The organism is Luteibacter sp., from assembly GCF_036499525.1.
Classification (GTDB): domain Bacteria; phylum Pseudomonadota; class Gammaproteobacteria; order Xanthomonadales; family Rhodanobacteraceae; genus Luteibacter.
In genome coordinates, this window is sequence record NZ_DASYDO010000003.1 from 13,251 (window position 1) to 27,153 (window position 13,903).

13 protein-coding genes are annotated in these 13,903 nt (G+C 65.3%); 1 reads left to right on the plus strand and 12 read right to left on the minus strand.

Annotated features, from left to right (window positions below; translation table 11 throughout):
- Positions 1 to 23: 23 nt before the first annotated feature.
- From VGM71_RS00180 to VGM71_RS00225, 10 genes are all read right to left on the minus strand, one after another.
- A complete protein-coding gene (locus tag VGM71_RS00180) occupies positions 24 to 1,157 on the minus strand; it encodes a GNAT family N-acetyltransferase (protein ID WP_331541724.1) in 1,134 nt (377 codons plus the stop codon).
- Positions 1,154 to 2,701 (minus strand): oligosaccharide flippase family protein, encoded by a 1,548-nt coding sequence (locus tag VGM71_RS00185; protein WP_331541725.1) that lies wholly within the window; start codon positions 2,699 to 2,701, stop codon positions 1,154 to 1,156. The genes VGM71_RS00180 and VGM71_RS00185 overlap by 4 nt, the downstream gene beginning before the upstream one ends.
- A complete protein-coding gene (locus tag VGM71_RS00190; RefSeq protein ID WP_331541726.1) occupies positions 2,698 to 4,338 on the minus strand; it encodes a hypothetical protein in 1,641 nt (546 codons plus the stop codon). Before VGM71_RS00190 ends, VGM71_RS00185 begins: the two co-directional genes overlap by 4 nt.
- A gap of 77 nt (positions 4,339 to 4,415) precedes the next feature.
- On the minus strand, positions 4,416 to 5,420 hold the full coding sequence (galE, locus tag VGM71_RS00195) for a UDP-glucose 4-epimerase GalE (protein WP_331541727.1): 1,005 nt from the start codon (positions 5,418 to 5,420) through the stop codon (positions 4,416 to 4,418).
- Positions 5,417 to 6,253 carry an alpha/beta fold hydrolase gene (locus VGM71_RS00200; RefSeq protein ID WP_331541728.1) on the minus strand — a complete coding sequence of 279 codons (837 nt, stop codon included), beginning with the start codon at positions 6,251 to 6,253 and terminating at the stop codon, positions 5,417 to 5,419. The genes galE and VGM71_RS00200 overlap by 4 nt, the downstream gene beginning before the upstream one ends.
- Positions 6,253 to 7,029, minus strand: coding sequence for an alpha/beta hydrolase (locus VGM71_RS00205; RefSeq protein ID WP_331541729.1), 777 nt, complete (start codon positions 7,027 to 7,029; stop codon positions 6,253 to 6,255). The genes VGM71_RS00200 and VGM71_RS00205 overlap by 1 nt, the downstream gene beginning before the upstream one ends.
- A gap of 2 nt (positions 7,030 to 7,031) precedes the next feature.
- Complete coding sequence (locus tag VGM71_RS00210; protein WP_331541730.1) at positions 7,032 to 8,345, minus strand: outer membrane beta-barrel protein; 1,314 nt, start codon at positions 8,343 to 8,345, stop codon at positions 7,032 to 7,034.
- Between the two features lie 84 nt (positions 8,346 to 8,429).
- On the minus strand, positions 8,430 to 9,197 hold the full coding sequence (locus VGM71_RS00215) for a CpsD/CapB family tyrosine-protein kinase (RefSeq protein ID WP_331541731.1): 768 nt from the start codon (positions 9,195 to 9,197) through the stop codon (positions 8,430 to 8,432).
- A 2-nt stretch (positions 9,198 to 9,199) separates the two neighbouring features.
- Positions 9,200 to 10,732: an XrtA system polysaccharide chain length determinant gene (locus VGM71_RS00220; RefSeq protein WP_331541732.1), complete on the minus strand. Its 1,533-nt coding sequence runs from the start codon at positions 10,730 to 10,732 to the stop codon at positions 9,200 to 9,202.
- Between the two features lie 36 nt (positions 10,733 to 10,768).
- Positions 10,769 to 11,392 (minus strand): XrtA/PEP-CTERM system exopolysaccharide export protein, encoded by a 624-nt coding sequence (locus VGM71_RS00225; protein ID WP_331541733.1) that lies wholly within the window; start codon positions 11,390 to 11,392, stop codon positions 10,769 to 10,771.
- A 168-nt stretch (positions 11,393 to 11,560) separates the two neighbouring features.
- Between VGM71_RS00225 and VGM71_RS00230 the strand changes: the two genes are divergently transcribed.
- Positions 11,561 to 12,271, plus strand: a complete 711-nt coding sequence (locus VGM71_RS00230) for a YdcF family protein (RefSeq protein WP_331541735.1) — start codon at positions 11,561 to 11,563, stop codon at positions 12,269 to 12,271.
- Between the two features lie 11 nt (positions 12,272 to 12,282).
- Here VGM71_RS00230 and VGM71_RS00235 read toward each other — a convergent pair whose 3' ends face one another.
- Together VGM71_RS00235 and ispG are read right to left on the minus strand one after the other, a co-directional pair.
- Positions 12,283 to 12,597 (minus strand): hypothetical protein, encoded by a 315-nt coding sequence (locus tag VGM71_RS00235; RefSeq protein ID WP_331541736.1) that lies wholly within the window; start codon positions 12,595 to 12,597, stop codon positions 12,283 to 12,285.
- A 22-nt stretch (positions 12,598 to 12,619) separates the two neighbouring features.
- The gene (gene ispG, locus VGM71_RS00240) at positions 12,620 to 13,879 is read right to left on the minus strand and encodes a flavodoxin-dependent (E)-4-hydroxy-3-methylbut-2-enyl-diphosphate synthase (protein WP_331541737.1); all 1,260 of its coding nucleotides are present in this window, start codon (positions 13,877 to 13,879) and stop codon (positions 12,620 to 12,622) included.
- Between the last annotated feature and the right edge of the window lie 24 nt (positions 13,880 to 13,903).

The window sequence follows — 13,903 nt, forward strand, 5'->3', positions numbered from 1 at the left end:
TTCCACAAGGCAGGCCTTTTCGATCAGCCTTCCCTTCGGGCACGCAAGTCTGCACGGACACGATGCAAGCCGCGAAAGAGCCAGCGTACCGGCGCATACATATGGAACCCCGCCGTCGCGCGCGTGGACCGTACCACGTACAACGATGCACAAGGTTCGGAACGCGTGGACAGCAGCCGTTTGTACTGATTGTCGCCGTAGCCGAAGCTGATGCGCTCACCGGGGAATCGGTCGATCAACGCGCGTATCGCCTGGAACACGGCGACGGAGCCGATGCCTACCTTCGCCACTTCCTCGTCATAGCCGAGATCGTCCACGAGATAGGTGCCGCCAATACGGTACCCGTGTACGTAGGCGAGGGGCCGCCCGTCGAGCACGACCACGTGGCCAATGAGATGGCCGGCATCGGCCAGGCGCCGGAACAGTGCGACACGCTCGGGTGCTTCCCAATCGGTCGGCAAATCCTCGTGGTGCCATGTGCGAGCGTATACCTCGTTCATGAGACGGCAGTACTCCGCCATCTCATCGGCCGTGTCGAACACGTGCATCGCGGCATCGCCGCCGAGTTTGCGATAAGCCCGCCCGACGCGCTGCAGTTGGTCCGTCCGCTGCTTCTTTCCCATGCCGGCAAGCCAGGACTCCGACGATGCCTGCGGTTCGATCGACCAGTGCACCTGGTCCAGCAGGTTTGCCGCCACGGTACGGAAGCCGCCATGGCCGGAAAGTGCCTTGGCGAAGCGATTTGGCAGATCCGTTTCCTGGATGCGGACGACGCAGATGCCCGTGTCGCCAGCCAATTGCAGCGACGCCATGAGTTCGACCGCGTGGCGTTCCGATTCGCTCGCCACGACCCCGCTTCCGAGAAGACGCAAGGCTGCGCCGCGATACAGGTTTACACGACGCCCGGCCAGATCCAGACCCGCCGTATGATCGATGGCGAGCATCGGTACGTAGCCTGCCACCTGTCCTGCCCCGTTCCGGATCACGACCACGTGTGGCACGGTACCATCGTGCCGGCTGACTACCTCGTACTCGACCCAGTCCGGATGCTGCACGACGCCGCTCGCCGCTCCCGGCAGTTCGGCCACGCGCACCAGCTCATCGCGCAATGTCCGCAACTCGTCGAGGGTATGCACGGTGGAGCACACGTAATTCATGGGCTGACCTTCGCCACCGGCGGATGGACGAATTCAAGGAGACGGACGAGGACGCGACCGGGCGGCCCCAGCCGCCGGCTGATGCCGGTCATCAACTGGAAATCGTCGCCGGTCCAGTAGCGCGCCAGCATGCTTCCCGGTACGTAGAGCGTCGTGAACACCGCGGCGCCGACGAGGAAACCCAGGCGCGAGGGCGTGGCCTCTGTGGCTGCCCATGCAGCCAGCGTGGCCACGAGGCCGACGGTGAACAGTCGCGACATCGCTCCGACTGGCAGGCCGCCGCTGGTCGCCTTGCGCAGGTAGTGGATGGCGAGCGCCATCTCGACCACACGCGTTCCCGCATAGGTCACCACCGCGCCGGCGAGTCCGAAGGACGGTACCAGGGAGATACCGAGGACGGCATTGGCGACCAGCGCGACGACCGCTATCCGGATGCGATCGTCCTGGCGGTCGACCACGGTCTGGAAAGCGGCGATGCCGTTGCCGATGAGCAACAGCCCCCCAAGTACCAGCGTGGCTTCGATGGCGGGAATCGCGTCGACGTAGCGTGTGCCGTACATGAGCCGCACGATCTCAGGCGTGGTCACGAGGCCGAGGCCCGCGATAGCGATACCCACCGCCCAGTAGAAGCGCGTAGCCTCGGAGAGGAAACGCGCGGCACGCGCCGTGCCGTTCTCGCCATACGTCTTCGCCATATAGGGAAGCAAGGTGGACGTGAGCCCCACCGAGAACAACTGTACCGCCCCGCGGGTGAGCGTGCCCGCAATGGCGAAGTATCCCACCGCCACGGATCCCGTGAAGGTGGTGAGCAGGAAGACTTCGATCGTGCCCACGCGGAACGATCCCATCAGCACCAAGGTCGCCGTGAGGCGCAGGTGGCGGTTCACGCGTGTCGCCACCGATGGCGGGATGGGGCCGCTTGAATACGGACGGCAACAGCGTCGATAAGCCAGCCGGTTGATGAGGTTCAGCAGAAGACAGGCGACGGCGAAGAGGGCTACGAAGGAGACCAGGCCCGCATGCAGGAACATCGCCGTGAGAACAAGCAGCATGCCGACGATGCCGCCGATCACGGTGGCAACGGCTTCCGGTTCGAAGCGCTCCTGACCCTTTTCGATGGCCACGAGCATGGCGTAGTTCGCCTTCGCGACGACGGCGACGACGACCAGACCCATGATCGGCAGCAGCGAGCCACCCCACTCCGACGGGCGGAACAGCCAGCCCACCAGGACGAACAGGCCGATGACGACGAGCGAGCTGACGGTCTGGATACGCGAGAACCGTGCAGCGAGGTGCGAAGCAAGGCCAGGATCGCCCATGCCGTCGGCCTCGGCGATGAACTTCGTCGATGAGGTGGTCAGCGCGTGGTTGGAGCAGACGATCAGCCAGCCGCACAACCAGATCGTGAAGGCATAGCGGCCAAACTCGGATGGGCCGAGGGAGCGAGCGATCCACACGCTCATCAGCAGCCCGAGGGCATACTCGATATACGTGGACACCGTGACGATGCCGACGCTGCGGAGGACGGCGAGGCGGCGGTTCACGGCGAGGCGCCCTGGAGTCGCTGGGTTGCTGCTTTCGCAGGAACGGCGGTGAGGCCTGCGCCGGACGGCTGCGCCATCATCCACTGCGCCACGCCGGCACCGCGGTTATTCCAGTTGAAGCGGCGCACGGTGTCGGAGATGGCCGCGCACGCGGGGCTGTAGGACGCCGTGAGCGCGGCGAAGCGCTTCTTCAGCGCCGCGGCCTGCGCCGGGTCCTTTTCGAAGTACCATGCGGCAGCGACGGGAAGTCCCAGTTCCACGTTGTGTCCGTCGCTGTACCAGCCTTCGCTTTCCTGGATCTTCATCAAGGCCGGCGCCTTCGCCCGCGACGACGACCAATACCACGCGATGAGGCCGCCCGGGCCCGAGCAGCTGTTGCGCCAGTCATGCGGAGACACCAGCAGGTCTGGTCCGATCCAGCCGTAGCGCTCAAGGTAGCGGCCGAAGTCCACGATCATGCCGGGAATGCGCGGGTCCGTCGTGACCAGCCATGCATGCCAGAGTCCGTCGACGATGTTCTCGCTCATCCATGGCGACGCGCCGCGCACATCGTCGGCGCCGTCCGGATCGTTCTCGTGCACGTTCCAGCTGTTGCGCCACGAGCCGTCGTCGCCCAAGCCGTCGGGATTCGCACGCTGGTGCTCATATAACCAGCCCACACGCGCGTCGATGCGCTTACGGTAAGCCGAGTCGCCCGTCAGTTCATACGCCGCCACGGTTTCGATAAGACCAAGTCCAGCGAGACGTTCGGTGAAATAGTCCTTCGGATGATGGTAAGGACCGGGCGTGGTGTTCCAGCCGCCGCTGTCCCACAAGTCGGCCATCTTCGCGACCGTGGCCGCGTCATGCATGGAATCGTCGCCGGTCAGCGCCACGGCAAGCAGGATGGGTTCGATGTAAACGTACTTCACATCGCACGGTTTGCCGTCCGGCAGCCAGCCGCCGCCGCAGAACGGGCTTACCGGAAGGCCATCCCGCTTGATCCCGGCCATGTACCAGCGATAGCTTTCTTCCGCCGCCTCCAGGTAATCGGCGCGGCCGGTGCGCACATAGGCTTTGAACAAGGTCGACGGCCGGTCGAACAGCCAGGCCGTCGTGTCCTTCGTGGGCATCGTCCCGGCCCAACGGAACTGGGCATCGACATAACGGGCATAAGCTTCGTCGCGCGATGCTACCGATTGCGGCCCGGCGATGAGTGATGCCGTGAGCCATGCCGGAGTGAGTGTCGCAAGCGCGAGGGGCTTACCGCCGACGAGGCCTTCACCATACGGCCAGCCCGCCGCGCTTTTTGTTCGTGGCGCATCAAAGGAGAACGCATAAGTGCCGGGCGGTCCATGGAACTGCACGCGCACGGCGCGGATGCTGCCGTCGCGGAAGTGCCAGGTGAGCATCGGCTTGACGGCAGCGGGGACTTCATCACCGTGCGCGTCCAGTATCCGCACCTGCGCAGCGTCGCGCAGAAGACCGGGTGGCAGCGGAATACCGACCGTGACCGGGAGATCGTCGCCCTTCCCCGCCAGGCGCCGAACGTCGATCTTCTCCGTAGGAGCGGCTATAGCGGATCCTACGGACGGAAATGATGCAAACGCGAAGGCGAGCAGGCAGCCGAGGACGACCAGGATGTGACGAAGGAGCATGGGAGAACCAGAAGAAGACGATTTAGCCTCGCGCAGGAACAGTCTGCGTCGGCGGGCACTCGGATAGACATGGGCGTTCATGCCACCGACGCGGTACGGAAGCTGCTTCCTGCCAGATGGTGTTCCCAAGACAAGGCCGTGCTCACGATGACGTCCAGGTCGTCGTAGCAAGGATCCCAGCCAAGCACTTGGCGCAGGCGGTCGCTGCGCGCGATCAGCTTGGGGATGTCGCCCGGCCTTCGCGGCAGCTCCATCACGTTCAGGCGATGTCCCGCCGCGCGGGCTACGGCTTCGACCACCTCGCGCACGCTGTACCCATGGCCATAGCCGCAGTTGAGCGTGAGCGAGTCGCCGCCACCACGGAGATGGTCCAGGGCGCGCAAGTGGGCGGCCGCAAGGTCTTCCACATGGATGAAGTCACGCACGCCCGTGCCGTCCGGCGTGTCGTAGTCCGTGCCATAGATCGAGATGGAGGCCCGCTTGCCCACCGCGTGCTCGCAGGCCACCTTGATCAGCAGCGTGGCCTGCGGCGTGGAGTGGCCGATACGGCCGAGCGGATCGCAACCCGCCACGTTGAAATAACGGAGGATGACGTGACGCATGGCCCCGGTGGCGCACCAGTCGCGAAGCATCGTCTCCGACATCAGTTTCGACGTGCCGTAGGGATTGAAAGGCCGCGTCGGCGTGTCTTCGTCCGCCACGCCGGTGTCGGTGGAGCCGTAGACCGCCGCCGTAGAGGAAAAAATGAACTTGTCGATGCCCGCCTGTGCGCAGCAGTAAAGCAGGTTGCGCGTGTTGCCGGTGTTGTTCCCGTAATACTTCAGCGGGTCGCTTACCGATTCCGGTACGACGGTGTGGGCGGCGAAGTGCAGCACCGCGTCGACACCATGGGCTTCGAGCACCCGCGACACCAGTTCGATGTCGCCGACGTTACCTTCGACGAACGATGCGCCGCGCACCGCTTCGCGGAAGCCGGTGGAGAGATTGTCGATCACCACCACGCGATCGCCGCGTTCCACCAGCTGCTGCACCGTATGGCTGCCGATGTAGCCGGCACCGCCCGTGACGAGGACCGAGTTCATGCATGCCTCCCGGCGACTGCCGGCGGGAAATTGCGGGTCAGCCAGCCACCGATGCCGTCGAGGAGCCGGGCGCGGTCACCGGTGAGGATATAGGTATGGTCGGTTTCGGCCAGGTAGCGCGTGGTCACCGCCGGATGGTCCATCACCTTGCCAAAGCATTCGCGGAACTGCCGAGCGTGGTTGAAGTAGTTGCTGATACCGCCGGAATAGACGAGGTAAAGCTTCATGCCGCGCGCCACCATGCCGGTGAAGTCGGCGATGACTTCTTCGCGCGGTGCCGGTGCCACGGCGAACACGGGTTCCGGGGACTGCTTCGTGACGGCTGCGCCGCCACCCGGGCGACGGCGCAGCAGGCGCGCCCAGCGGCCGGCATCGACCAGGCGCGGAAGGTAGTGGCGCAGCTTGTAGCCGAGGGTGCGATAGGCATAGCCGTCGAGGAACACCGCACCGGACACGCGAGGATCAGTGGCGGCGACGATGTGCGCGTTCTGCGCGCCCGAACACAGGCCCACCAGCACGAAGCGTTCGCAGCCGGCCCTTTGGTTCAGCAGGTTCATGGCGTCGTCGAGATCGGCGCACACCTGCTGCGTCCGGGTATGCCCGCCGCCGGTAGCGCTGCTGTCGCCGAGCGTGGAAAGGTCGAAGCGAAGCGTGGGATAGCCCGCAGCGTTGAGCTGCCGGGTCAATTCCACATGCAGGCGGAACGGTCCGATGCGATGGACCAGCCCCGCGTTGAGCACGATCACGCCGGTTTCGCCGGCCGCGCCTTCGGGTACGCCGGCGATGCCGACCAGGTGGTGGCCGCGGCCGAAGCGATGGGCTTCCTCGCGCATCACGCGCTCTCCTTCAGGCGGCCGCTGACGGCCTGGATCAACGGCTGCGAAAGGATCGCGGTTTCCAGGCGGCGCAAATCGTTCCACGGCGTCGGCGGCGAGATGCCGGCAACCTTTCCGCGCGACGAGGCAATCCGGTCCCAGCGCGATGCTTCCCACTCCGGCAGTGAATCGAGCACCAGCATCGGCACGTTCGGCGCACCGACGGTCAAGGCGGACAGTTGCGCGCGCAGACGGTCGCCGATGTCGAAGCCGAGCCATTGTTCGGCAACGTCCGCCTGGCTGCGCGGGCGTGTGAAACGCTCCGCATCCTCTCGCAGGGCTGCCTGCATGGCATCGAGGGCGGCAACGTAGTCGTCGCCGTCCAGTACCGGGTCCCATGCGATCACTTCGCTGAGACGGGCGCGCTCGGCAGCGCATATCGCCACGCTACCGCCCAACCGCGCGCCGAACGCAACCACGCGATCGACGCGGGCGCGCAGGCGCAGTTCCGCAGCGGCGACGACGGTATCGGCGACGCAACGCTCCCAGTCCACGTCCCCGCTGCCGCCGGACGAATCGCCGGTACCGCGATAATCGAAACGCAGGACGGCAAGTCCTTCCCTCGCCAGGGCCTGGGCCAACTGGCGATAGAGGCGATGACAACGGATCAGGTCCTGTCCGAGAGGGGCGCACATGAGCACGGCGCGGCGTGCCGGCCTGTCCGGGGCGTGATACATCCCGAAGAGGCCTTCATCGGCGCCGAAGAAAAAAGGGAGTTCCGCATCAGGTCGCATGCTCATCTCCTGTAGACGACGCCGACGAAGAAGGTGGTCGCGTGATAGTCCTGGCCTACGGCGTTGCTGCTGCGCCTGTCGCGGGAGACCATGACCTGCCCGCTCCAGTGGCGGTTCCACTGCTGGGTGAGGTTCAGTCCCAGGCGCACCGTCGTGTCCTCGCGGTCCAAGGTCCGGTAGGTGAGCTTGTCGCCGGAGACGAAGCCGCTTAGGGTCAGGGTCGGCCGCAACCGATAGCCGACACCGAGAGTGAGTCCACGGTCGTTCTGGTCGAAGGTGCGATCGTGCAGGTAGCGCAGTTTGCTGAAGGCAGGCGATACCGTCAGCGTCAGGCGGTCTCCGCGCCAGTTCCAGGTGGCGTCGAAGCGACGCTCCTTGTAGACGTCGTCACCGATGACCGAGTTGCCTGTACCGATGCCCGCGCCGTTGCCGCTTCCGAGCCCGCCCGTGCCGGCGAATGGATCGACCGGCTCGGCGCGGTCGGTGGAGAGACCGGTACCGAATGCGCCTGGCGTGGTGATGATGTCCTGGGCCGCATCGGCGTATTGATAAGCACCCGTCAGCGTTATCGCGTTGCGAGGGCTCGGGTCCCATCCAATGCGCATGCGCACGAGGGGTGCCGAGGTCGTTTCGCCGCTGTCGAATTCAAGGCGGCTTCCGCCGACCAGCACATCCGCGTCGAAATGAGCCAGCGTGCTCGTATACCGCAGGAACGCTTCCTTGCGATCGTAGTTCGCGTCTTCAGGCTGGTTGTCGAAATCCACGCGCTGGAACTCGACGTTGGCGGAGACTGTGTCGGTCGGGCTCAGGTCGCGAAAGACACGGAAGGCCGCCATGCCTCGCGACGAATTGAATTCGTCCACCTTCGAGGCATAGCTGTTGATGTAGCGCAGTTCGAACTGGCCACGCGCCGCCTCGCCGAAGCGCATGCGCAAGGTCGGACCCGCCACCAGCACGTTGGTCTGCTGCTGGTTGTCCGGCGAATCGCTTGCAAGCTGGTCCACCGGCTGCACGCCGGCGTAATCCTCGACCGAGAAATCGAGGCGGTCCTGCGCGATCGTCCAGTTGCCCTGGCCCGCCAGCTGCGTCTGCAGCTGCGAGTCGAAATGGTTCTGCAGGTATTTCCGGTATTCGACGGTGCCGACCACGTTGGCTTGGAAGGTCGACCCCATCTGGGTGAACTGGAACGTTCCACCCGGCGTCAACACGTTTTCGCTGACCGGATTGTCCGAAGACAGCGCGATGTTGTTGCTGTGCTCGATCCCACCGTAAAGGGTGTAATTGAGCGTGCCCGCCAGCACCATGGAAGGTACCATTGCGAGTCCGACTACGATGGCGCAAGCAAGCCTGGACGACGCCGGCATGATCCCTCCCCTTCCCCGATGTCCCCGGGGTCGCGCTTACGGCGATTGGTTGAACACCACCCCGGCAAGTTTCGCGGGGTCGAAGTTGGCCACGGCCTGGTTGATCGCCGCGGGCGTGTCGCGCCCGTAGCCCGCCACCAGCACGACGAAGTCCGCCAGGTCCGAGAGGATCCGCGCATCGGGCGATCCCTTCACCGGCGGACCATCCAGGAACAGGTAGCGATCCGAGTACCGGCAACGCAGCGAGTCCAGCACCGCGCGCATGCGGAACGACGAGAAGTACTCGCCGGTGTTCTCGCGTGACCGGCCGGAAGGAATCAGGCGCAGGCGCGGCACGCCGGTGGGATACATGATGGACGCGATGCCCCGCGACGGATGCTCGAGGAAATCGATCAATCCCCCGGTGCGCGGTTCGACGCCGAACGCCTTGTGCTGGTTCGGATAACGCAGGTTGCAGTCGATCAGCAGGCTCGTCTTCGACTCGTCGAAAGCGAAGGCGGCCGCGAGGTTGCGCGCGACGAAGCTGCCGCCCGAGCGCGGGCTCACCGCCACGACCATGGTGACGAAGTTGTTCTCGCCAGCCATCTCGAGAAGACGCGTGCGGATCCCTCGGAAGGCATCGGACTGCTGCCGTACCGAGTCTTCGCGGTGGATCAGGCGCTTGCGCTCACAGTCGATGGGAGCCAGCGCACCGCCCTCCTCGCGCATCCGCGCGATGGAATGGCCGGGCGTCGCGTGCGCCTCGCCGTGACGCGTGGCGACGATGTCGCCGAGTTCGATGTTGTCAGCCGCCATCTTGTTCATCGTCAACCCTTCATCCTCAGCCAGAACACCAGGAGATACACGGCGCCGACACCCCCGATGATCACGGCAAGCATCATGTTGTGCAGCTGTTCGCGGCGGCGGTCACGCGGCGTGGGATAGAACGGAATGGTCGCCAGCACAGGGAAGCCGGTGGCGCGCTCCAGCTGCGCCACGGAGCGGATACGCGGATCGAAGCGCGCCAAGGCGAACAGCAGACCGAAGGGAATGGCCAGGGACAACGCCAGGCCGGCCAGGCTGAAGTGCATGAAGCGCAGGCCCGACGGAACCAGCGGCATCACCGCGGGGTTCTGCACGAGGAAAGTGAGGCCGCGCTGCTCCGCGTCGAGGTTCATCGACACGCGCGCATTCTCGCGGCGCTTCAGCAGGTCCTGGTACACATCGCGGTTCACCGTGTAATCGCGGGTGAGCTCCGCCGTGACGTTCTCGGAATTGGCGATGCGCTTGCTGCGTTCCAGCTCGGACTGCAGCATGGATTCGCTGGCGGACACGCGCGCGGCGCTCGCCGCGGCGTCGCCGCGTACGGCGGCCAGCTGGAGACGCATCTGCTGGTACACCGGGTTCATCGTCACTGCATGATCCAGCGGCATCGCACCACCGATGGCACGCTGCGCATCGGCCGCCAGGGCCTGCTTGCGCACGTCTTCGATCTGGTGCCGAAGGCGCACGACATCCGGATATTCGTCGGTATAGTTGAGCCGCAGTTTGTCCAGCTGCCCTTGCAGGTCGGCGAGTTGGGTCTGGTAGATGCCGCCTACCGTCTGCACCGCGTTCACCTCGGACTCGCCGCTCAGCTGCGCCGACAGTGCCCCGGCCTGCGACTGCTTCTGCATGTAGTCCATGCGGTTGTTTTCAATCTGCGTACGCAGCTGGCTGATGCGCGCATTGGTGTCGGTCTCGCTGCCTGGACGCGCATCGGCGTTGGCATCGCGATACGCCTTCAGCTTGTCCTCCGCATCGGTGAGCTTCGTGCGATACGTCTCTACCTGGCTGTTGATGAACTCATAAGCTTCGCGGCTCTCGCGCTGCTTCGAGGCAAGGCTCTCACTGATGAACATCTGGCCGAACGCGCGGGTGACCGCGAAGGCGCGCCTGGGATCAGAGTCGAAATAGCTGATGGTGATGAGGTTGTCGCGGTTGTTGACGATCTTCGTCCTCGACTTGATGCCGTCGACGATCTTGTCGCGCTCCAGCGGCGACGGATTGGCTGCCAGCCAGCCACCGATCTTCAGGATTTCGTCGAGCACCTTGCGGCTGAAGACCACGTCGCGGGCGATGCCGGCGCGATTCTTGTTGGCCGTGGCCGAGGCCGCGCCTTCCATCAGCGGCGTGATGATGCTGGCTTCCTGGGCGAGGATGGTGGTGGAAGCCTCATATTTCTTCGGCCAGACAGCGCCGACGCCCAGGGCTGCGAGGGCGATCAGCGCGAACATCACGCCCATCGCGATGCGCCGCCTGCGTGCTTCGCCGATCAATGCGGGCAACATGCCCGTGAGAGGAACGAGATCCGAGCTCATCGAATTACCCCTTGCGTCCGCCTGCGGCGGAGTCGTTCAGAATGCACGCTGCGGAACGGTGATCACGTCACCGGGCTGCACCGGATAGTTGTTCGCCAGATCGCCCTGCTGGAGGATCTTTTCGAGCCGCACCGCATAGGACTGCGTTTCGCCGCCCTGGTTACGGCGATAAAGCTCGGTGCGGTCGGGCGCTGCGAATTCCGTCGTGCCGCCGGCGGCAAGCACCGCGTCGAGCACGGTCATGCCTTGCCGGTAGGGAATAGAAATAGGACTGCGTACGGCGCCGGTGACACGAACGCGCGACAGGTATTCGTGGCTGCGCAGCGCGGTGAGGATCACCGCTACCTGCGGATCGCGGATGTATTGCCCCAGCTTCTGCTGGATCTCCGCGCCCACCTGTTCGGTGGTACGGCCGCCCGCGGCGACATCGCCGACCAGCGGAACGGTGACCTTTCCGTCCGGACGTACCGGGACGCTCACGCTGAGGTCCGGGTTATGCCACACCGTGACCTGGAGCTGGTCGTCGACGCCGATGAGATAGGCGTTGACGGCCTGGGCTTCGGCAGCGGCCCGAGGCGGTGGCGACGTGCTTCCGCCGCTGGCGCAAGCGCCCAACACCAAGGCGACAGCCAGTATGGCGACGCGATTCAAGACCTTCATGATGAGCACCCGCCCCTGTGACTTCGTCGAGCGGTATCGTCATTTCAATGCGCTCCGGCGTCCATTCGACAGCCTGCCTATGCCATTCGACCGACGGCGTCGCGACGGGCTTTGCGCGATCCTTGAGAGCAGAATGGTCGGGCGTCGCTCCCATCCAGAGGCTATGCGTTGATCGAGTTCCTCGACTTGGCGGTGAAGCTCGTTCACCCTGCGGTGCAGGCCCTGCTGCTCGGGGTGCTTTCGCTCTTCTTCGTGTTCAAACGGCGTCCCGTGCCCGCGGCATGGCTAGGCGCCATCGCTTTGACCTGGCTCTGGCTGGCGTCCACGCCGGCTCTCGCCCTGGCCTTGAAGGGCACCCTGGCAACGCCCCAACAGGATCGTCCCACCCAGGCCGACGCCATCGTCGTCCTCGGGGGCGGCCTACTTCCCCGGGCCGACTGGTCGCAACCGACGACGCGCGCCGGCAAGGGGCTGACCCTGTGGCGCGACGGCTACGCCCCACTCCTGCTGGTTTCTGGCAGCGACCAGGCGCTCATGCTGGCCGAAGGCTATGCGGCGGCCGGCGTGCCCACGCGGGACCTTCGCGTGGAACGAACCAGCAGGAATACGCACGAGAACGCGCGCAATTCAGCCGCCCTCCTCGCCTCCAGCGGAGCGTCCGACATCTTGCTGGTGACCTCGGCGATCCACATGCGCCGCGCGGCGGCATCCTTCCGAAAGGAGGGCGTGAACGTATCGCCCATACCCACGCCGGACCCGTATTCGGTATTGCTCCTGGCGCCCCGCTGGCTGCCCCGGCGAGACGCCCTGAGCCTCACCGCGCGCTGCCTTCGGGAGCAGCTAGCCCTTTGGGTCTATCACTTGCGCGGTTGGGCCTGAATCGACGCCACTCAGGGGTCGTCGGTCTCGATCTGCAGGGTTGTCTTGCTGTCGCGGCGGATCAGGCCGGGGCCGAATTGCACCACCTTGTCGTCTTTGAGCACGACGGTGTAGTCCTTGTGCAAGAAGGAGAAGCGGCCCGGCCTGCGGTCGAGCCAACTCAGCACCTCGTAACCGACGATGCTGCGATCCGAATCGGGGCGGCCGAGGCGGTCGATGACTTCATTTCGTGGCGTACCGACATCAAGCCTGGCGATCTTCGCCGCCATGCCCTGACATCCAGCGAGTCCGACCGCGAGGGCGGCCACGGCGATCGCTCGTTTCATCCTCACTCACCTCGCACTGGATTTAATCGCCGCGGGCGGCGAAGCGGGTTTCCACATAGTTATCGAGAATCGCCACGAATTCTTCCGCGATGTTCTCGCCACGCAGCGTCATCGCCTTCTCACCGTCGATGAACACCGGTGCCGAGGGCGCTTCGCCGTTGCCGGGCAACGAAATGCCGATATTCGCGTGGCGCGATTCGCCCGGCCCATTCACCACGCAACCCATGACGGCCAGCGTGAGGTTCTCCACACCGTCGTACTTCACGCGCCACAACGGCATTTTCTCGCGCACGTGACCCTGCACCCGCTTCGCCAGTTCCTGGAAGAACTCGCTGGTGGTGCGGCCGCATCCGGGACAGGCCGTGACCAGCGGCGTGAACGCGCGCAGGCCCATGGTCTGCAGCAGTTCCTGCGCGACGATCACTTCGGTGGTGCGCGACTGACCCGGTTCCGGCGTGAGCGAAATGCGGATGGTGTCGCCGATGCCTTCCTGCAGCAGTACGCCCAACGCGGCACTGGACGCGGTAATGCCCTTGGAGCCCATGCCCGCCTCGGTGAGACCGAGGTGCAGCGCGTAATCGCCGCGCCGCGCCAGGTCGCGGTAGACGGCGATGAGCTCCTGCACGCCCGAGACCTTGCACGACAGGATGATGCGGTCGCGCGAGAGGCCGAGATCCTCGGCGCGTGCCGCCGAGTCCAGCGCTGAACGGATCAGCGCCTCGCGCGCCACGTGGCTGGCATCCCAGGGATCGGCGCGGTGGGCGTTCTCGTCCATCAGGGTGGCGACCATGGACTGGTCCAGCGAGCCCCAGTTGGCGCCGATGCGCACGGGTTTGTCGTAGCGGATCGCCATTTCGATGATCGAGGCGAACTGGGCGTCCTTCTTTTTTCCGAAGCCGACATTGCCCGGGTTGATGCGGTATTTCGCCAGCGCCTCCGCGCAGGCGGGCTCGCCTTCGAGGAGCTGGTGTCCGTTGTAGTGGAAATCGCCGATCAGCGGGACCGATACACCCATCATGTCCAGGCGCTCGCGAATGCGCGGCACAGCGGCCGCCGCCGCCGGCGTATTCACGGTGATACGCACCATTTCCGAACCCGCACGGGCCAGCTCGGCCACCTGCTTCGCGGTGGAGGCCGGGTCCTCGGTGTCGGTATTCGTCATCGACTGGACGACGATGGGCGCGCCACCGCCGACCTGAACGCGGTCGACAAGGACGCCCGTGCTGGGGCGGCGTGCGCCGGCTTCTGCGGGCCGCGGGCGGCTGGAGAGGTCTTCGATCATAGACGCTTATTTTACCGCATCGGC

What these genes read in the sequence shown, in the direction of transcription:
- VGM71_RS00180 (WP_331541724.1), bottom strand. Translation starts at nt 1,157, where the DNA reads ATGAATTACGTGTGCTCCACCGTGCATACCCTCGACGAGTTGCGGACA.
- VGM71_RS00190 (WP_331541726.1), bottom strand. Translation starts at nt 4,338, where the DNA reads ATGCTCCTTCGTCACATCCTGGTCGTCCTCGGCTGCCTGCTCGCCTTC.
- galE (WP_331541727.1), bottom strand. Translation starts at nt 5,420, where the DNA reads ATGAACTCGGTCCTCGTCACGGGCGGTGCCGGCTACATCGGCAGCCAT.
- VGM71_RS00200 (WP_331541728.1), bottom strand. Translation starts at nt 6,253, where the DNA reads ATGCGCGAGGAAGCCCATCGCTTCGGCCGCGGCCACCACCTGGTCGGC.
- VGM71_RS00205 (WP_331541729.1), bottom strand. Translation starts at nt 7,029, where the DNA reads ATGCGACCTGATGCGGAACTCCCTTTTTTCTTCGGCGCCGATGAAGGC.
- VGM71_RS00210 (WP_331541730.1), bottom strand. Translation starts at nt 8,345, where the DNA reads ATGGTACCTTCCATGGTGCTGGCGGGCACGCTCAATTACACCCTTTAC.
- VGM71_RS00215 (WP_331541731.1), bottom strand. Translation starts at nt 9,197, where the DNA reads ATGAACAAGATGGCGGCTGACAACATCGAACTCGGCGACATCGTCGCC.
- VGM71_RS00220 (WP_331541732.1), bottom strand. Translation starts at nt 10,732, where the DNA reads ATGAGCTCGGATCTCGTTCCTCTCACGGGCATGTTGCCCGCATTGATC.
- VGM71_RS00225 (WP_331541733.1), bottom strand. Translation starts at nt 11,392, where the DNA reads ATGAAGGTCTTGAATCGCGTCGCCATACTGGCTGTCGCCTTGGTGTTG.
- VGM71_RS00235 (WP_331541736.1), bottom strand. Translation starts at nt 12,597, where the DNA reads ATGAAACGAGCGATCGCCGTGGCCGCCCTCGCGGTCGGACTCGCTGGA.
- ispG (WP_331541737.1), bottom strand. Translation starts at nt 13,879, where the DNA reads ATGATCGAAGACCTCTCCAGCCGCCCGCGGCCCGCAGAAGCCGGCGCA.